Raw genomic sequence first — 18,434 nt, 5'->3', positions numbered from 1 at the left:
CTATGTCATTTCGTTGGTACAACCCACTGACGTGGCGTTTCTTTGGCTACACCGATCCGTTGACCGGTGACTACGTCGAAGTCGATCTTGAGATAGGTGGCAAGCGCACCAAGGCTGGCGTGCGTATCACGTCAAAAAATGCGCTGAGCATCGGCATTGTCTGGTCTTGCGTGAAGATTCTGTGCGAATCGGTGTCCGGGCTGCCGCTCAAACTGTATGACGACCAGGACGGCAAGCGTGTGTTGGTCCCGTACAAGGACCGGGCAGCAAGGGTGCTGCGCAAGCCCAATCCCTATATGACTCGGCTGAATTTCCTGAAAGCGGCCGTCGTGAACATGGCGTTGCGAGGGAACAGCTACAACCTGATCGAGCGCGCGGCGAACGGCGATCCGATAGCGTTTCTGCCAGTTCCGTTTGACTCGGTTGAGGTCAATACAGACGGCGACCTGATTTATTTCGTGACCTTGGGTGGCGAGCGGTTTCCGGTGTCGCCCGAGAACATGCTGCATTTCAAATTGTTCAGCATTGACGGAATCGTTGGGCTTTCACCAATCGAGTATCAGGCAGAAACGATGGGGCTGGCCAAGGCCGCGCAGGACTGGTCAGCACACTTCATGCGCAAGGGCGGCTTCACTGGCGGCTATGTGATCTACGAGCAGTTCCTGACCAAGGAACAGCAGGCGCAGGTCATGGAGAAATTCCCAGACGTTCGTAAAGGTGACGCCGCTGACATCGGCAAGATGGCGATTTTGCAGGGCAACCCCAAGATCATACCGGCGGGTCTCAGTCAGAAGGACAGCCAGTTCATTGAGTCTCAGCAGTTTCAGGAAGAGGCGCTTGCAGGTGTGTGGGGCGTTCCGCTCTATCTGGCTAACCGGGCCGGTAAAACCTCAATCATGGGTTCGAATCTGGAGCAGCAAACCAGCGGCTTCGTAACCTTCGGCCTCAAGCCGTACCTCGACGCCATCGAGGACGAGCTCAACGACAAGCTGTTTGCAGGCACGACTCGCTTTGTCGAGTTCATCGTGGAGGGCCTGCTGCGCGCTGACAGCGCTGGTCGATCGGCTTACTACACAGCGGCCCTTGGTGGCTCCGGCGGCTCTGGCTGGATGGCTATCAACGAAGTCCGCGAAAAAGAAAACCTGCCCCCGCTATTGGGCGATCAATACAACCAGGTCACCCGATGGGAGATGCAGACCAATGCTGACAAAAATTGAAGTTCCCTTCGAGGTAAAGGCCGTTGATGACGCCGGTAACTTCGAAGGTTATGCCTCGGTGTTCAACAACGTTGATCTGGGCGATGACGTGATTCTGCCGGGCGCTTTCACCAAGGTGAAGGCAACGCGGGGAGGGCGCTTGAAGCTGGCGCTGTTTCACGACCTGACTCGCCTGGTTGGGTCTGCCGAGTTCACCCAGGACGCCCACGGCCTGTTCCTGAAAGGCAGGATCAACCTTGCCGTCAGCTATGCCCGTGATGCCTACGAGCTGATGAAGGAGGGCACGCTGGACAGCATGTCCATCGGCTTCAACACGCTGCTGTCGAGTTATGAAGAGCGTGCAGGCCGGCAGATTCGCATCATCAAGGAGGCTGAGCTGTGGGAAGCCTCGATCGTCCCGTTCGGCATGAACCCCGAGGCGACCATTACCGACGTGAAGTCGGATATCAGACTTTTTGAAAAGGCCCTGCGTGAACGCATGGGCCTTTCGCAAAAGGAGGCGGCTGCGGTCGCCTCGCTCGGCTATACCGCCGTCCACCGTGATGGTGGTGCAGCGGACACGGTGATCGTGGATGAGCTGAAAGCAATCTCCCAACTGTTCAATACCCAATTTGGAGTTCAGCCATGACCGCTGACGTAAAAGAAATTCGCGAATCCCTCGAAAAGCAACTCAAAGAGGGCTTCGGCAACCTGCAAGTGAAATACGACGCCGTTTCTGGTGAGCTGGAAAAAGGTAACGCTGTGGCTGGAGATCTGAAAAAGCAGATCGAAAACCAGAAAGGTGAGTTGGAGCGCATCATCGAGCAGGTGCAAATTCTCGAAGAGAAGGGCATCAAGTTGCGTGGCCAGGGCGGCGACAAGAAAGGCTTTATTGACTTCGTCAAAGGCAATGACGACTACAAGGCCGTGAGCTCGCGAAAGCAGGATAAGGCTGAAATCGAGATCACCAAGTCCGACATGGCGTCGATGACTGAAATGAAAGTCACCAGCTCCGGCCTGGTGGTCCCTCGGTACGACCCGACTATCCAGGACGTACCCCGCCAGAACCTGCTGATTCGCGACCTGATCCCGAGCACTCCGGTAGACGGAAATTCTTACAGCTACTTCGTCGAGAACGTCCACACACGCGGCGCTGGCATGGTTGCTGAAGGCGGTGTGAAGCCCACCAGCAACGTGACGTTCACCCAAAAGACCGACACCATCAAGAAGATGGCGGTTTGGATGCCGATCACCGACGAAGCGCTAGACGATGTGCCGCAGCTGTATTCCTACATTCAGGAACTGCTGCGCTACGACCTGAAGCTGGAAGAAGAAGGGCAGATCCTCAAGGGCGACGGTCAAGACAACAATCTCAACGGCGTCATGACCCAGGCAAGAGCATTTGACGCTGCTCTGTCCAAGACTGGCGACACGGCAATCGACACCGTGCGCCGCGCGATCTACCAAGTCCGCAAGCAATCCAAGCGCGCCGCAGATGCCGTGGTCATGACCGACCTCGACTGGATGAACATCGAGCTGCAGAAGGATGCTGAAAACCGCTACCTGTTCGCCAACCTGCAAGGCTTGGTCACTCCAATCCTTTGGGGTCGTCCGGTAGTTGCTTCGGACAGCATGGACGAGGGCGATGGCGACACCACAGGTGGCGAGTTCCTGACCGGCTCGTTCGCCCAGGGCGCGCGCATCTATGACCGCATGGCGTTCACCGTGAAGGTCGGCATGATCAATGACGACTTCGTACGCAACCAACGCGTCGTGCTCGTCGAAGAGCGTCTTGGCTTGGCGGTCCGCCGTCCATACGCCTTCGTCAAAGGTCGCTTCGCGGCCAAGTAAGCAGCACTTCATTCACAAGGGCCTGACGGCCCTTTTTTTATGGATAACGAATATGAAAATTCGAGCGCTGTGGGGCTTTAAGGGCATCCAGGCAGAGTTGAAAAACGCTACGGGCCAGGCCCGCGCTGGCGAAGAGTTCGACGTTAGCGATGAATACGGGCACACCCTGGTAGGCAAAGGTTTGGCTACGGAGGTTGACGGCAAAACCGCTCCCAAGACCACCAAGCAGGCCAAGCCCGAAGAGAACAAGTAAATGATCGACCTGGCACGCGTGAAGCTGCACCTCAAGGTGGACGGTGAAGAGGAAGACACGCTCATTGCTGGCTACTTCGAGGCGGCCAAGTCTCACGTCGCCATGCACTGTGACCGGGAGCTGGTCGAGGGAAATCCGGCCGGACCAGAGCAGATGGGTTTTACCCCGGACGTCGTGCAGGCCGTATTGCTGATGGTCGGTCACTGGTATGCAAACCGCGAAGCCGTCGTTATTGGAGGCGCGCCTGCTGAGGTGCCGCTGGCGGTAGACCGCCTGCTTTGGTACAGGAAGCGATTCTGATGAGAGCAGGCTCAATGCGACACCGTCCTACGCTCTACAAGCCTGCGCGGGTCAAGAATCGAACCGGTGGTTTTGACGACACCTGGATAGAGTCCGGCCAGCTTTGGGCCGAGATCACGCTGCCTACCGGGCGCATCGAGGCCGTTGCTGAAAAGCTTGCAGCGGTGGTTACCGCGGAAGTCCGGGTGAGGCCTCGGCCGGATCTGGTTGCAGGCTGCCGCCTGGTGAACAGAGGCGTCACCTATCTGATTGTGGCTGCACTGCCAGACAACGAGCTTTCAATGCTCCGTCTGCTCTGCACCAATGTCCCCAACCCTTGAGGAAATCCCATGAACGTTAGAGCACTTGCCAACATCTCCGGCGCCGTAGGCGAGCGGACTACAGGCGATGAATTCACCGTGGACGCTGCTACGGCAAAGTCTCTGATTGAGCGAGGCCTGGCCGAAGAGGTCAAGAACACCCCGGCGCCGAAAGCCGACAAGGCAAAGGAGTAACCCATGGCGCGCCGGTCCCGTATGTCCGGCGACTTCAAGCTACGCCGGACGCTGCGCAACATTCATCAGAACGTGGATAACGAGCTGCGCCCGGCCATGCAGGAGGCCGCCAACAAGATCCTGGCCACCATGAAGTCGACCATCCCTCGGGACACTGGCGAAGCGGCTGGCGCCCTGAAGGCGTTTGTCTCCAAAAGTGGGTTGGATGCGCAGATCGGCATTCGTGGCAAAAAGGACAACCGCCGATTCTTTTACCTGCGGTTTCTGGAATATGGCACCAAGGGCTACGACGGGAAAAAGCGCGCGGGCAACCGTAGTCGCTCGGTCAAGAATAAGTCGGACGGCTCCACGTTTTTCGGCAAGTACCCGAGCATACCTGCGCTGCCGGCTCATCCGTGGTTGCGGCCTTCGCTGGACGTGAACCGGGAGGTGGTGATGGCAGACATCCGCGCCGCCGTGAATCGAACGCTGAAGAAGGCCAGCCAGGGAGGAAACGATGGCTGATCCGTCCGTTGCCCTGCAGGTCGCACTTTTCGAGCGGCTACAGGCCGAGGTGTCATGCCCCATTTACGATGGTGCACCGCTGGACACGCCTATGCCGTATGTCTCCATCGACCGCGAAATCTCGACCAACACCAGTCCTATCGCCGGGCGCAAGCGTCAACAGCGCCTGCTCTACCTTACCGTCTGGTCAGATGCTCACGGCCAGGCCGAGGTCAAGCGCATTAACGCTGAGGTAACCGCCGCGTTGGATGAGCGCCCCTTGCCGCTGGAAGTTGGCAGGGCAGTGTCTGTACGCGTTGAGCGCGCCGACTCACAGCGTGATGCAGACGGCGTCACGTACATGGGCGCTATCACGGTCCGCGTCATCACCACTCACTGATTCAACATCTGCCGCTTCGCGGCTTTATCCAATGTGCCTTTTGGAGGAATTTCCATGGCCGACGACAATTTGAACACCGCTGCAGGCTGCCGACTTGGCCTCGGCACCAAGACCGGCGCCGATACAGAAGCCGATTACAAACAGGACGTATACGTCGACGTTGGCGAAATCGAAGACCTGGGCGAGTTTGGCGACACCTTCAGTTCGGTGACCTTCACGTCGCTGAAGGATGGCCGCGTGCGCAAGTACAAGGGTACTGCCGACGCTGGCGACATGACGCTGACTGTCGGTCTGGACAACGGCGACGCAGGCCAAAAGGCCGTGAAGGTTGCCCACAAGGACCGCTCCAAGGGCGATTACAACATCAAGGTCACGCTGAACGACGGTGACGCGACAGCAACGCCTGCCGTGCTGCCGACCACCTTCTACTTCCGCGTGAAGGTGATGAACAACACCGTTGCGCCTGGCGCAGCGGACAACGTCGTGCGCCGTAACATCACCATGGGCATCAACTCCGATGTCCTCGAAATCGCTGCCGGCCCTGCCGCCTGATCGGGTGAACCATGAGCAAGACATTGCACGGCAACATCGATCTGGTCATTGGCGGGGCCACCTACCAACTGCGGCCGACCCTGGCTGCCGTCCGTGCTATCGAGGCGCGTTTCGGCGGACTCCGAGGCGCAGCCAGCGCGCTGCATCAGGTCAGCGTGGACGGCGCCGCGCTGATCATCGCTGCCGGTGCCAACCTGACTGAAAAGCAGACGGAAGGCCTGGCAGAGGCGGTATGGCAGGCGGGCGTAGCAGACATGACCCCGCAACTTAACGATTACCTGGCAGCCCTGTACAACCCGCGCGGTGGTGAGCCGGGAAAGGAGCAGCCGATGGAGTCAGCGCCGTAGAGGCGGGGAGCTACGTCGATCGGCTTTATGCGGTGGCCACCGGCTGGCTCGGTTGGTCACCGCAAGTGGCTTGGCATACCTCGTTGCCCGAACTGTTCCTCGCTATGGACGCGAAGATCGAGTGGGCACGGATGACCAGCCCATTCCCCAGCAGCACCCAGTCCAGCCCCCAATCCAAACCCAAACTGACGACTGTCGCGCAGAAGCTGCGCATGGCGCTCACCGGCAAGGGCAGCACATAACGTTTTTCCGGAGTTCTACACGTGGCCGATACCGACGTCCAAGGCATGCTGGTCCGCATCGAAGCCACCACGGCGCAACTGCGCCAGGAGCTGACCCGCTCGGAAGGCTCGGTGTCGAGCACAGCTCATAACATCGATCAAAGCCTGGGACGGATCGACAACGCTTTCGACCGAGTGAACGCCAGCGCCCAAACGGTGGGCCGTGCGGTCACATCAGCATTCGATCAGATCGGCGCCGGTAACCTGGCCGCTGCTGGTTCGATCGCTGGGTTGGTGGCGCTGACGACCAGCACCATCGATTACGCGAAAGAGGTCAAGAACCTTTCCGCGCTATCGAATACCACGGTCGAAGACTTCCAGCGCATGAGCTACGGCGCGAAGACTGTTGGCATAGAGCAGGACAAGCTGGCCGACATCTTCAAGGATACCAATGACCGCGTCGGAGAATTCCTGCAGCGTGGTGGCGGCGAGATGGCTGATTTCTTCAAAGAGATTGCGCCAAGTGTGGGGGTGGCAAGGGAGCAATTTGCCAATCTGTCCGGGCCACAGGCTTTGCAGCTCTATTACACATCTCTTGAAAAAGCCGGAGCGAATCAGCAGCAGCTCACGACCTTCATGGAGGCAATGGGTGACGAATCTACGGCGCTTATTCCGTTGTTGCGAAACAACGGCAAAGGCTTCAAGGATTGGGGTGATCAGGCAGATCGCACGGGCAACATCATTTCTGAATTCAACATCAACCGTCTCGTCGCCGCGGGGCAGGCAATTTCGGGTTTGAAAGCAACCTTCTCCGGGGCGGCCAACCAGATCACCATCGGCCTGCTGCCAGGTATAGAGAGCATCACCAAGTCTCTACAGGGCCTGAGCGACAACGGCGGCGCTAAGCGTCTGGGCGAGACGATCAGTTTTCTGGCCGAGAACGTGGATGTACTGGTCGCAGCCCTGGGCGGCAAGATGGCGGCGGCTTTCGCCAAGTTCGCCATTGATGCGGTCGCATCGTCTGCGACGGCTACCAAGGCGATGCTCACCAACATTGCCACCACCAAAGCTTCTGCCATTGCCAAGGCCGAGGAAACGGCGGCGTCGGCAGCGTCTTCTGCTGCCAAGCTACGCGAATCAGTCGCGGCATACTCGGCCGCTCAGGCGTTGGAAGCTGAGACAATCGCGCGGCTCGCCCAGGTGCAGGCCTCGCGCCAGGCGCTTGCCTATCAGGCTAGTCTGGCCGTCGGCACGGTGGAAGAGACGCGATACACCGCCGCGCTGGCCGCCATGGATGTCGAACTTGCAGCAGCCAAGACGGCCGCAGCGGCTGCCACCCAGCGGCTGGCAATCGCTACTGCGGCGTCTTCGTCTGCCATGGCGCGCGACACGGCGGCTACGGTCGCCAACGCTGCAGCCCAGGCTCAGGCCGCAGCGGCCAAGAACGTGCTGGCGCGGGCGAGCTCGTCCCTGCTGGCGCTGCTGGGTGGCCCGGCCGGGATCGCGGCGCTGGCGATCGGCGTCGGCGTGGCGTTCCTGGCCATGGGGTCCAATGCCCAGACCGCACGCACAGACGTAAACGATCTGAAACGGTCGGTCGAAGAGGTGCGCAAGGAATTCGCTCAGCTGACCCGCGACCAGCAGCAGGGCGCACTGGTGCGTGTCACCGAGCAGCAACGCGACTCGGCCAAGGAAGCCGCAGATGCATTCGAGGGCCTGCGCACGTCGATGCAGCGTGCGCTCATCGGGCCGCGCTCCAGCGAAGCCGGCGGCAAACAGTTTGCGACGTTGGCAAGCAGCATGGAGGAAGCGAGGAAGGCCGGACAGCCGCTGTCCGACACGATTCTCAAGGTTGGCCAACAGCTTGGCATTCCTCAAAAACAGCTCGACGGCTGGGTCAAACAGTCCGAAGCGGTCAGCACGCTCGACGTTAATACCGACCTGCTCGCGGCACGCCAAGCGCTGTACACCAAGCAGCTCGACGGCAGCACCGAGAGCACGAAGGAAAAGAATAAAGTCGATATTGCCGCCGAGAATGCCGGCAAGAACTTCCAGCAGACGCTGGAAAAGCAGATTCACTCGCTCAAGGACAAGACGAAGCTCGAGGAAGCCGACCGGTTCATAACCGAAAACAAGATCGATCCGCAGGGCGCGCTCGCCAAGCAGATCCGCGACACCGCCAAGGCCTACGACGCCCAGAAGGACGCGGACAAGTCTGCGACAGAGTCAGCGCAAAAACATAAAGAGGCCCAGAACAAACTTGAGCAGCAGCTCAAGACCGCTGCTGATGCCTACGCCAAGCTCAAGGAAAGCTTCGATCCGGTCAGTGCAGCGGCAGATGAACAGTCGAAAAAAACCGATGAACTTCGGCTGCTTTACAAGTCCGGGAAGATTTCCACGGAAGAGTACGGCAAAGGCCTGCAATGGCTGAAACAGCAGTATGACCAGACCGTGGCGTCCGCCAATGGGATGGCTGAAGCCATGAAGTACGAGGCCGACCTACAACGTCAGCTCGCTATTGCTACCGCGTCTTACCAGCAGACAGCCTCAGCAGTCGGCATGGGTAGCAAAGAAGCTGAGCGGGCGCAGGCTCGTTTGTCGTTGGAACAGGACACCAACAACAAGGTACTAGCGTTGCGTGAAACTCTGGCAACTGCCACGACGGACAAGCAACGTCAGGACCTGGAAAGACAGATCGCCTTGACTCAGCAATACGGCGCTAAGACCGCACAAGCAATGCAGGACGGCTGGAAAAAGGTGGATCAGGCGCAAGGTGATTGGACCAACGGTGCTAAAGCTGCGTGGCAGAACTACCGGGACGACGTCGCCAATATCGCCGGACAGACCCAGTCGCTGATTTCTGACGCTTTCGACGGCGCCGAGGATGTTCTAACCGAGTTCGTCAAAACCGGAAAGCTGTCGTTCAAAAGCCTGGCTGACTCCATCGTCGATGACTTGATCCGCATCCAGGTGCGCAAGGCGCTGGTCGGCGCCGTGTCATCTTTTGCCAGTAGCGGCCTGGGATCAGGTATCGCCTCGGTGTTTCAGGCTGATGGCGGTGTCTGGGATCGAGGCGTTCAGAAGTTCGCCAAGGGCGCCGCCTTCACCAACTCCATCGTCAACACCCCGACGCTTTTCGGTATGGCTGGCGGCAAGACCGGCATGGCGGGCGAGGCGGGGCCAGAGGCGATCATGCCCCTGACGCGGGCTGCCGACGGCTCGTTGGGTGTCCGCATGGTAGGCGGTGATGCAGCTGGCGGTAGTACGGCGACAACCTCGACCGCTCTGGGCAGCGTTACCCAGAACTTCACCTTCCAGGGCAACGCTGACGCCGTATCGAGAGCCGAGGTTCGGCGCGCAGCCCAGGAGGGCGCACAGGCGGCATATCAAATGGTGCTTAACGATTTCAAAACCAACGGGCCAGCCCGGCAACTGATCAACCGCTGAGTACCAGCATAAGGAGGCGTCATGGCGCACGATTGGCCTGAATCGCTTGAGCCATCGCAAACAACATGGGGTGTCACTTACAACAACCGCGCATTCACTTCCATTCTGTCTAACTCACAACAAATCCTTGGCTACCCCGGCGCGTACTGGATATGCACGATGACCTTCGGCGTGCTGTTTGATGAGGACGAGCGACAGCTCACCTCGCTGATCGGGAAGCTGCAGGGCATGTATGGGACTGTGAATATTCCCGCTATCACCCGTACCCGAGTCGACGATATCGGTGATGCGGTAGTGGTGTCAGGTTTTTCTCAAGCCACGTTTATGACCATCGGCGGCGTGATACCCAGCGCCAAGGTGTTTTCAATGGGTGACTACATCACTGTTGGCGGTGAAATGTTCGAGGTGATAGAGGGTGCCAGTTCGACCGCGGAGGGCATGGTGCAAGTTTCGCTCAACAAGCGCATCCGAAAAACGCTGACCGTGGGCACGCACGTTGAATATCGCAATCCCTACTCGGAGATGCGCCGTTTAGACGATACCCATCAGGTGGTTCAAGATCCGTTGGTATCCAACAGCACTTTGCAATTCAGGGAGGCGTTCTGATGCCCTCAGCATTTCCTTTTAGTCAGCGCGTGGTGGATATCATCGCCACTGGCAAATTCATGCCGGTCTACGCCGTGCAGCTGGACTTCGCCGACGGCATGGTTTTCGCTCACACCGGAACCGGCGAGCTGGTCGTCGACGGTATCACCTACGAAGGCGTGGGCAATTTCGGTCAGGTCAGCCAGTCGAAAGAAAGCGACAACTCAGGCTCGCCCATGTCGGTGGATCTGACGCTGAGCGGGCTGGACTCATACATCCTTTCTGAAACCAACGTGCGCGGTTGCCGGGGCCGAATGGCCAAGGTCATCTTCGTAGTGTTCGACGAGGCTGGTAACTACGCCGCCGACATTCTGTTTTCCGGCCGCATGGACGCCGCCAAATTCTCGTTCGCAGGGAATGGCCAGGAAGGCAACACAATCACTGTCCCGGTCATCGACCGTATGGCCGAATGGAGCCGCACCGGCACTGAGCGCTGGACGGACGAAAACCACCGCGCCCGGCACCAGGGCGACCGATTCTTCTACGCAATCGCGCAAATGTCCGAATGGCCCATCTATTGGGGGTCTGCCAAGGATGCGCCGACCTTCACCTACGGAAATTAGCTATGCGCCATCGAGACTGGACCACGCGTCTGCACGAAGTAATCAAGGCTGCCCAAGGGCGGCCTTTTTCGTGGGGCGAATTTGACTGTTGCCTGTTCGCCGCCGACTGCTCGAGCGCCGTGTGCGGTGTTGATCCCGCAGAGCAATACCGTGGCGCCTACAAGACCGAGGCGGGCGCCAAGCGTGCGCTGAAGAAGCGTCACGGCAGCCTGGAAGCTGCATGGGATGCCTGCTTTGCAAGGGTTGCCGTCCCGTTCATCCAGCGCGGCGATGTCGTGATGTACGAAGCACCGGCAGGTCGCAGCATGGCCGTGTTCTGGGCGGGTGATTACTGGGCAACGACCGATGACGGCGTTGCCCGAGTTGTGTGTGAGCCGCTCGCGGCGTGGAGGGTTGAATAATGCCCAGTGGCGTTAAAAAGATTGCCCAGGTCGCCGTTGGCGCTGTGATTGGTTTCGTTCAAGGCGGCCCGGTGGGCGCTGCTATCGGCGCTGGCCTGGCGTTTTACGCGGCATCCCAGCAAGAAAAGCTCAACACAAACTCACCGCTGCGCGACAACGAGCCCTCCGCTCAGACCGTACGCTCGTCGAAAGCCCCCGTTCGTTACATCCTCGGTCGGGTGTCGACTGGTGGCGTATTGGTCTGGGCTCAGGAGCAGTCTGGTACCGCAACCGAGGGCGAGCTGTTGCACTTGGTCTACGTGCTGTGCGAGGGCGCGGTAGACGGGATTGAAAATATCTACCTTGGCGAAGAGGAAATCAGCACATACGGCGAGTTCGCCAGCTATGAACTGATCGTCAATCCGACAGAAGTTAACCCGTTTCTGAAGGCCAACTGTCCCGACTGGAAAGACAGTCAGATCGGGCGTGGCCTATCGTTCCTGCGCATCACTCTGAAGTACAGCGCTGAGAAATTTCCGTCGGGAATTCCGGAAATGCGCGCTGTGCTACGAGGGCGAAACGACATTTACGACCCACGCACCGGCAACAACATCTACACCACCAACACCGCGCTGCACATCCTCTGGTTCCTGCGTAACCGTTGCAACGTCCCGGACGACGAGATCATTTTTGAGACCTTCGCGAGTGCGGCAAACGTCTGCGATGAAACACTGACGAATGCCGATGGCTCAGTCAGCCAGCGCTATCGTACCTCCTGCGTGATCGGTGCCGACGAGCAGCGTCCGGGCGTGTTGCAGAAGCTGGAAGCGTCATGCGCCGGTAAGCTGATCCGCGTCGGCGGCCGCTGGATGCTCCAGGCTGGTGCCTATTACGGTCCGTATGACTTCGAGATCACCGAAGACATGATCATCGGCACCGTGTCCGGCAGCACCGAATCTACCAACGATTCCGCCATCAACACGGTGCGCGGCACATTCATCGATCCTGAGCAGTCCTGGACCGAGACGGATTACCCCGAGGTCAGCGTTTCCGAATGGATTCTTGAGGACGGTGGCGAAGCTGCGGAAACGATGACGTTCCCGTATGTGGACGACGCGTACCAGCCTCAGCGCTTGGCAAACATCGCGTTACGCCAACGCCGGGCAGGCGGGGCGATCAGCCTGCCGATGAACTTTTCAGGCTACAACTGCCGCCCCGGCCGCGTAGTCCTCGTCAACCTGCCATCGCTGAACATCTTTGGCGAATTCATCGTCTCTGACTGGTCGATGGGTGATAACGAAGGCTGCACTGTCCAGGTCAAGCAATACGAGGCGGCAATCTTTGATGACGCCGTGGGCCAGCCTTACAACCCGCTGGGCTTCATCAACCTGCCAAGCGGCGGGCTTGGGTCGCCCACCGGGCTTGCGTGGGCAGCTGGCGATGTTGCTGAGGTGGTGCAGGGCGTGCTGTCGTGGGTACGACCGCAGGGCATCGTCACCTCGTATGTGGTCACGGTTCGCCAGGGCGGGAATGCTGTGCAGTCGCGCTCTGTGCCTTCCACTGCCAACACGCTGGCTATCAATGGTCTGCCGTCCGGTGCGTACACAATGAGTGTGGCTGCTCTGGGGCCTATGGCCAGGTCCGGCGAGGCGACGATATCGGTGGGCATTCAGGGGCCGCCAATACCGGAATCGTGCGTAGTGCAGTCCTCGCTCGACAGCATCGTGCTGATTCCTCAAAACCCGAATCACGCGCTGAACGGCGGCACCTACGAGTATTTTTTCAGCACCAATCCGAAGGCCACATCAGGCACGGCCGAGTATCTTGGGCAGGGCTTGTCGTTCACTCACAATGGCCTGGCGTTTTACACCAACTATTACTATTTCATCCGATCGTCCAATGCATACGGGAAGAGTGCTTTCCTCTATGTGCCAGCCTCAACGTCGAACGACGTCTCGGCTTACCTGGCGGCTCTAGCCGGGAAGATCACCGAAACCGAACTCGGACAGAAGCTGCTGAAAAAGATCGAGCTGATCGAGCAGTTGCAAGACCAGATCAATGCGCTAGACGGACTCAAGGCCTACGACCCAGACGAGACATATGAAAAAGGTCAGATGGTCGTGGACGATGGCCGGATCTATCAGGCTGAACAGGCAGTGCCCAAAGGAACGCCGCCACCGAACGTCGCTTACTGGGAGGACGTCGGAACTCTGCTAGAGACGGCCAACGGCTTGGCTGCTCAGGTTCAGACCCACACTACCGAAATCAATGAGTTGAATGGCGTCGTTACTGCCCAGGCGTCGAACATGCAGGCGCTGCGGGCCGCGTATCGTGAGGATGACGGAGAGGGCGCTCTGGCGGATGCGCTGAAGGGCTACAACAGTGCGGCCAGCATTGTTCAGGAGGCTGTTACCCGCGCCGCTCAGAACGAAGCCACGGCACGAACAATAACGCAACTGACGGCCACGGTGGGTGCAAACACCAGCCAGGTCACTGATCTGCGTGAGGTAGTCAGCACCAACCAGGCATCTACCGCAAGCTCGCTTCAACAGCTTTCGGCCTCGGTCGCATCTGCAAATAATGCCGCTGCCCAGAACACAGCAGCGATTCAGCAAACCGCTACCGCTTATGCGGACACTGCAGGAAAGCTGAGCACGATGTGGTCTGTGAAAATGCAGGTCACGCAGGACGGACGTTATGTGGCGGCGGGCTTCGGCTTTGGTATTGAGAACACCGAGGCAGGTCTGCAAAGCCAGTTTTTGGTAAGCGCTGATCGATTTGCCATCGTTAACTCAATGGCGGGCGGGGCTATATCGACACCTTTTGTTGCCCAGAACGGCCAGCTTTTCCTCGGCCCTACGTTCATCATGGATGGCACGATCACCAACGCCAAGATCGGGAGTTACATCAGCTCGACTGACTATGTGGCTGGGCAGCGTGGGTGGATTCTGCGCAAGGACGGGACGCTCGAGATCAACGGATCAGGCGCTGGCGGCGGCAGGTTGGTAGTTACCAATCGTTCGGTTCGCGTCTACGACACCAACAACGTCAAGCGCGTGCAGCTCGGAGACCTCAGTGAATGAGCAACGGAATGAGGGTGTGGGGCGCAGATGCTGCGCTCCAGTTGGACGAGAATTCATTCACGATCCGGGTTGTACTGTCGACGCTTGTCACGTTCTCCGGCTCCACAAAGACCAGCCAAGACTTTGCTGTGCCTGGAGTGGGGCCGGGGAACGGCGTGGCAATAGTGATCCCGGCCGGCACCTATGACAGTAATCAAAGGCAGCATGAAACAGAACTCGTTGACGGTGTCGCGAGGGTCTACAACCACACCAGAACTTATGGATCAAGCACGGTTTCCTCGGGAACCATGCGCCTAATCGTTATGAGGTTTTCATAATGGCGGAAGCATACGGACTGGAGTTTTCCAATAACAGCAATGTGGTGGTGCTTGACTCGCAATACGCGAGGCTGATGGTTATTGCTTCCGGGCGTTATCAGCCCACCGAGGAAAGCGGGCTTGGCTCGACCACTTACTTTCCTCGGCCTGTTACATCCCAAGAACCGCCCTTGGTGTTCGTTAGGCCTGATACTGTGAATGCAGTTGCAGGTCTTTGCATGATGCGTCTTGTGGGGTCGGCTGGTAACTGGACAGGGTTCTACGTCCGAGCGTATGACGTGAATACCGCGCAACCCAATGGGCGATATTTTGTCGCGCAGTTTTCGGCGCAGCCGGTGGCGGATTACGGCATGCGTCTATGGGATGGCGCGACAAATCTGCTATTTGATTCTGGAACGCCGAGCGCAAACTTTACCCGCGCGTTTCAAAACTGGAGTTATGAGCGGTACGATTATTCTTCGCAAAACTTTGTTCGCTGCTATTACTCGGTGCCTTTTAATTTTCCCGAGAACGAATATCTACTTATTAACTCGTTCGGAATGGGGCTGAACTCGGGTAGTGGGATATCAAGAGGGCTGTATTGCTGGTGGGACTTTCCGAATAATAAGCTTTATGCAATCACCACTGCGCCAGCTAATCCGACAGCATTTTTTCTGCCAGCAGTCTTTGCAAAGATGAACGTCTGATCCATCAATTTATTGAGTAAACATCATGCCTTGGTACAAGTCGGGTACGGTTTCCGTCACCCAAAATTCGAACGCGGTCATTGGCAGCAATACCGCATTCATTGCAAACAGCCGGGTAGGTGATGGCTTTCGCGGGCCTGATGGTGGCTGGTATGAGGTGACCAACATCGCCAGCAATACCGCGATGTCGATCGCGCCGAACTATCAGGGCGCCACCAACAACGCAGGTGGGTACGCGCTTGCTCCGATGCAGGGCTACGTCAAGGATTCTGCTGATGCACTTCGGGCGTTGGTCAATCAGTTCGGCTCTACGCTTGCGGTGCTGGGTACTTCTGGCACATTGGCAGGAGTAAGGGCGGCACTTGGTATTACAAATACGGATGGATTGCCCGAAGGTGCTGCTAAATATTTCACGGAAGCGAGGGTAAGGGGGACGCCTCTAACAGGTTTTTCCTCTGCGGACGCCTCATCGGTGTCGGCCGGTGACTCTGTACTGACAGCCATTGGTAAAATACAGGCAAGATTAATCAGCTCCGGCTTGGGCTATGACGCCCCCCTGACATCTGTCGACCACAACAACAAACCTTGTGGAACGATGGGAGCCTATCAAAGGGCGGATTGGACCGGAACAACTCCCGACGCCGGCGGTGGTTCTATGCCTGCGTGGTTCAACGTATTATCCATGGGGATTGAAACCCGAAAAAGCATGATAGTAATGCAAGCCTATAACGTGAGTTCGGCTTGGCCTCGAATGTGGATTAGGGCACGCCATGATAATAATTATTCTAGTGAGTGTGAGGTGTATACAACCAAAAATACTATGCGCTCATCTGATGGAACTTTAAAGGCAATCTAAATGGCAACTCGCGCAGCAATAAATATCCTTGGTTCCAATGGAGAGCTGATAGACATTGTCAGCTTGGGCGTAGGCAGTGTTACCACCGAGCATAGGGAAGTGGGGCACTATAGGGTTCTGGGGACCTTGGGAATGGCTCCGCCGCCGCTAGGCTGGGGATATGTGATCAACCAAATGGATGTGGGAGCAGAGGTAAACATTCGCTATGAGGACGATGTACTCAATGTGTTTGTTACCAAAGAAGGCACGCCTGCCGATCTTCTGCATAGCATTACACTTCATGTCGCAGTTGATGATCTGCCGATTCCTGACATTCGAGAACCCGACCAATTAGATACCGATCCTGCTGAAACGGTAATCATCCAGAGTCAGAAGCTTAGAGCGGCCGCTGACTTTGCGATGGCCCCCCTACAAGATGCATTCGACATCGGGGAGGCGACCGAGCAAGAAGCATTGTCTTTGAATGCCTGGAAAAAATACCGCCTGCTGCTCAGTCGGATATCTGAGCAAGCAGGCTATCCACACAGCATCGACTGGCCAGAGGTCCCCATCTAAGCCTCGCTAAAACATCCAAGCCCGCCATTGAGCGGGTATTTTTTTCGCCTGGAGAAAATCGAATGTCTATCACAGCGCAGCAGCTGCTGCAGATCCTCCCGAACGCCGGCCAGAGAGCCGGCGTTTTTGCACCTGTCCTGAACACGGCTATGAGCAAGTACCAGATCGTGACACCGCTGCGCATCGCGGCATTCATTGCCCAGGTAGGCCATGAGTCCGGTCAGCTGCGTTACGTGCGCGAGATATGGGGACCGACTACGCAGCAGCTGGGGTACGAGGGCCGCGAGGACCTTGGCAACACCGTTGCGGGTGACGGCTCGAAATACCGTGGCCGTGGCCTGATCCAGGTGACGGGCCGTGCCAATTACGAGGCGTGCGGCGAAGCGCTGGGCCTGGACCTGATCAACCACCCCGAATTGCTCGAGCTGGCGCAGCACGCCGCGATGTCGGCGGCGTGGTTTTGGCACCGGGCCGCGCTCAATACGCTGGCCGACAAGGGTGACTTCCTGACCATCACTAAGCGCATCAACGGCGGCACGAACGGCTTGGCTGATCGGCAGGCGCTGTACGCCCGAGCGCTTGAGGTGCTGGCGTGAAGGCCCTGCCGTGGAAGGCAGTCGGCCTGCTGCTGATCCTGCTGGCGCTGGCGGGTGCGTTGTACGGGGGATACCTGCACGGCGTGACCGTCACCGATCTGGCCTGGAAGGCGAAGTGGGCCGAGGAAGTCAGCAGCCAATCCGAGGCGGTGGCCATCACGACCACCGAGTACCGAACCGAAGAGCAACGCCGCCAGAAAGCGGCCAACCAGGTGGCAAACGATGCAAGACAAGAACAGACCGCTGCGCTTACTGATGCTGCTGTCGCTGACGCTGCTGGCGACCGGCTGCGTGTCGAAGCCGGAAAGCTGGCAGCCACCACCAGTTGCGCCCCCGGCGATACCGGCGCTGCCGAACGAGGCAAGGCAGCCAGCCGCGCCGCCATGGTGCTCTCCGACCTGCTCGGCCGGGCTGACGCGCGAGCGGGAGAGCTGGCATTATGACGAATCCCGAATAGCCGGCCTGGCGTGTAACCGCTTTGTCGATGAGCTATCCAACACCACCAACCAAGCCAGGCCGTAGGCCGCCGGGGAAGTACTGTGCAGACAGCAACGAAGCAAGAAACCTACGACCGCACGATGAAAGTGACGTTGGCAGTGAAGGCGAACGGCGGGTCTTCTGGAAAGACGGTGGCTATCAGCTGAGCATTCCGCCCGCGACGATCCGCTACGTGCCCGCTGCTGGCGCTGCATTTGAGGTCTACGCATGAGCCTTCTGGTAAACCCAATCCCACGCCGCCAACCGATCCGGCGTGGCCTGGGCCTGCTCGGCGATAGCTTCTCGGGCAACTGCCATACCATCGCCGCGACAGCGTTCGGCACCGAGGCCTACGGTTATGCGGGCTGGATCGCGGCGCGCACCGGTCTATTCCCCAGCTACCTCGACAACCAGGGCAAGCTCGGCGACCACACCGGGCAGTTTCTGGCCAGGCTGCCGGCCTGCATTGCGTCATCCACTGCCGACCTGTGGCTGCTGCTGTCGCGCACCAACGACAGCACCACGGCAGGTATGAGCCTGGCCGACACGAAAGCCAATGACACGAAAGCCAACGTGATGAAGATCGTCACCGCGTTCATGAACACGCCCGGCAAGTACCTGATCGTCGGCACCGGCACGCCGCGCTTCGGCAACAGGGCACTGACCGGGCAGGCGCTAACCGATGCGATCGCTTACAAAGACTGGGTGTTGAACTATGTCAGCCAGTTCGTG

The 18,434-nt window shown here is 58.4% G+C and carries 21 protein-coding genes and 3 pseudogenes; all 24 read left to right on the top strand.

Annotation, left to right across the window (positions count from 1 at the left end; translation table 11 throughout):
• The first annotated feature begins 2 nt into the window (after positions 1–2).
• A complete protein-coding gene (locus AO388_RS20595) occupies positions 3–1,217 on the top strand; it encodes a phage portal protein (protein WP_058417023.1) in 1,215 nt (404 codons plus the stop codon).
• Positions 1,201–1,845: an HK97 family phage prohead protease gene (locus AO388_RS20590; RefSeq protein ID WP_003418882.1), complete on the top strand. Its 645-nt coding sequence runs from the start codon at positions 1,201–1,203 to the stop codon at positions 1,843–1,845. Before AO388_RS20595 ends, AO388_RS20590 begins: the two co-directional genes overlap by 17 nt.
• Entirely contained in the window at positions 1,842–3,047 is a 1,206-nt protein-coding gene (locus AO388_RS20585; RefSeq protein ID WP_016568944.1) for a phage major capsid protein, read from the top strand. The genes AO388_RS20590 and AO388_RS20585 overlap by 4 nt, the downstream gene beginning before the upstream one ends.
• 52 nt (positions 3,048–3,099) lie before the next feature.
• A complete protein-coding gene (locus tag AO388_RS20580) occupies positions 3,100–3,300 on the top strand; it encodes a DUF7302 family protein (protein ID WP_016568943.1) in 201 nt (66 codons plus the stop codon).
• A complete protein-coding gene (locus AO388_RS20575; protein ID WP_003418877.1) occupies positions 3,301–3,600 on the top strand; it encodes a head-tail connector protein in 300 nt (99 codons plus the stop codon).
• On the top strand, positions 3,600–3,920 hold the full coding sequence (locus AO388_RS20570) for a head-tail adaptor protein (protein WP_058417022.1): 321 nt from the start codon (positions 3,600–3,602) through the stop codon (positions 3,918–3,920). Before AO388_RS20575 ends, AO388_RS20570 begins: the two co-directional genes overlap by 1 nt.
• Positions 3,921–3,929: 9 nt before the next feature.
• Positions 3,930–4,094 (top strand): hypothetical protein, encoded by a 165-nt coding sequence (locus AO388_RS29400; protein WP_010416569.1) that lies wholly within the window; start codon positions 3,930–3,932, stop codon positions 4,092–4,094.
• Positions 4,095–4,097: 3 nt separating this feature from the next.
• The gene (locus AO388_RS20565; protein WP_003313677.1) at positions 4,098–4,598 is read left to right on the top strand and encodes an HK97-gp10 family putative phage morphogenesis protein; all 501 of its coding nucleotides are present in this window, start codon (positions 4,098–4,100) and stop codon (positions 4,596–4,598) included.
• Positions 4,591–4,977, top strand: coding sequence for a DUF3168 domain-containing protein (locus AO388_RS20560; protein ID WP_003313676.1), 387 nt, complete (start codon positions 4,591–4,593; stop codon positions 4,975–4,977). Before AO388_RS20565 ends, AO388_RS20560 begins: the two co-directional genes overlap by 8 nt.
• A 54-nt stretch (positions 4,978–5,031) precedes the next feature.
• The gene (locus AO388_RS20555) at positions 5,032–5,529 is read left to right on the top strand and encodes a hypothetical protein (protein WP_020339850.1); all 498 of its coding nucleotides are present in this window, start codon (positions 5,032–5,034) and stop codon (positions 5,527–5,529) included.
• An 11-nt stretch (positions 5,530–5,540) separates the two neighbouring features.
• A complete protein-coding gene (locus AO388_RS20550; protein WP_057434444.1) occupies positions 5,541–5,876 on the top strand; it encodes a hypothetical protein in 336 nt (111 codons plus the stop codon).
• A gap of 65 nt (positions 5,877–5,941) precedes the next feature.
• Positions 5,942–6,118 (top strand): hypothetical protein, encoded by a 177-nt coding sequence (locus AO388_RS20545; RefSeq protein WP_235811922.1) that lies wholly within the window; start codon positions 5,942–5,944, stop codon positions 6,116–6,118.
• Positions 6,119–6,139: 21 nt separating this feature from the next.
• On the top strand, positions 6,140–9,544 hold the full coding sequence (locus AO388_RS20540; RefSeq protein ID WP_058417021.1) for a phage tail tape measure protein: 3,405 nt from the start codon (positions 6,140–6,142) through the stop codon (positions 9,542–9,544).
• Between the two features lie 21 nt (positions 9,545–9,565).
• On the top strand, positions 9,566–10,150 hold the full coding sequence (locus AO388_RS20535; RefSeq protein WP_058417020.1) for a hypothetical protein: 585 nt from the start codon (positions 9,566–9,568) through the stop codon (positions 10,148–10,150).
• Complete coding sequence (locus AO388_RS20530; protein ID WP_003418869.1) at positions 10,150–10,752, top strand: hypothetical protein; 603 nt, start codon at positions 10,150–10,152, stop codon at positions 10,750–10,752. The genes AO388_RS20535 and AO388_RS20530 overlap by 1 nt, the downstream gene beginning before the upstream one ends.
• Before the next feature lie 2 nt (positions 10,753–10,754).
• Entirely contained in the window at positions 10,755–11,153 is a 399-nt protein-coding gene (locus tag AO388_RS20525) for a DUF6950 family protein (protein ID WP_058417019.1), read from the top strand.
• A complete protein-coding gene (locus AO388_RS20520; protein WP_058417018.1) occupies positions 11,153–14,215 on the top strand; it encodes a phage tail protein in 3,063 nt (1,020 codons plus the stop codon). The genes AO388_RS20525 and AO388_RS20520 overlap by 1 nt, the downstream gene beginning before the upstream one ends.
• A gap of 8 nt (positions 14,216–14,223) precedes the next feature.
• A complete protein-coding gene (locus AO388_RS29725) occupies positions 14,224–14,532 on the top strand; it encodes a hypothetical protein (RefSeq protein ID WP_005739968.1) in 309 nt (102 codons plus the stop codon).
• Positions 14,532–15,218: a hypothetical protein gene (locus AO388_RS20510; protein WP_058417017.1), complete on the top strand. Its 687-nt coding sequence runs from the start codon at positions 14,532–14,534 to the stop codon at positions 15,216–15,218. The genes AO388_RS29725 and AO388_RS20510 overlap by 1 nt, the downstream gene beginning before the upstream one ends.
• A gap of 25 nt (positions 15,219–15,243) precedes the next feature.
• Positions 15,244–15,582 (top strand): annotated as a pseudogene (locus AO388_RS27890) (phage tail protein); the annotation flags it as partial.
• 492 nt (positions 15,583–16,074) lie between these two features.
• The gene (locus AO388_RS20500; protein ID WP_057405343.1) at positions 16,075–16,629 is read left to right on the top strand and encodes a tail fiber assembly protein; all 555 of its coding nucleotides are present in this window, start codon (positions 16,075–16,077) and stop codon (positions 16,627–16,629) included.
• A gap of 62 nt (positions 16,630–16,691) precedes the next feature.
• Positions 16,692–17,225, top strand: a complete 534-nt coding sequence (locus tag AO388_RS20495; RefSeq protein ID WP_058417015.1) for a glycoside hydrolase family 19 protein — start codon at positions 16,692–16,694, stop codon at positions 17,223–17,225.
• Positions 17,222–17,747: pseudogene (locus tag AO388_RS20490) on the top strand (DUF2514 domain-containing protein). Before AO388_RS20495 ends, AO388_RS20490 begins: the two are co-directional and overlap by 4 nt.
• A 183-nt stretch (positions 17,748–17,930) precedes the next feature.
• Positions 17,931–18,434, top strand: a pseudogene (locus AO388_RS20485) (SGNH/GDSL hydrolase family protein); the annotation flags it as partial.

It is taken from the genome of Pseudomonas sp. ICMP 10191, assembly GCF_001467335.1.
Lineage (GTDB): Bacteria > Pseudomonadota > Gammaproteobacteria > Pseudomonadales > Pseudomonadaceae > Aquipseudomonas > Aquipseudomonas cerasi.
The sequence above is the reverse complement of the archived record's forward strand: the minus strand, read 5'-3'. Positions and strand labels throughout refer to the sequence as shown.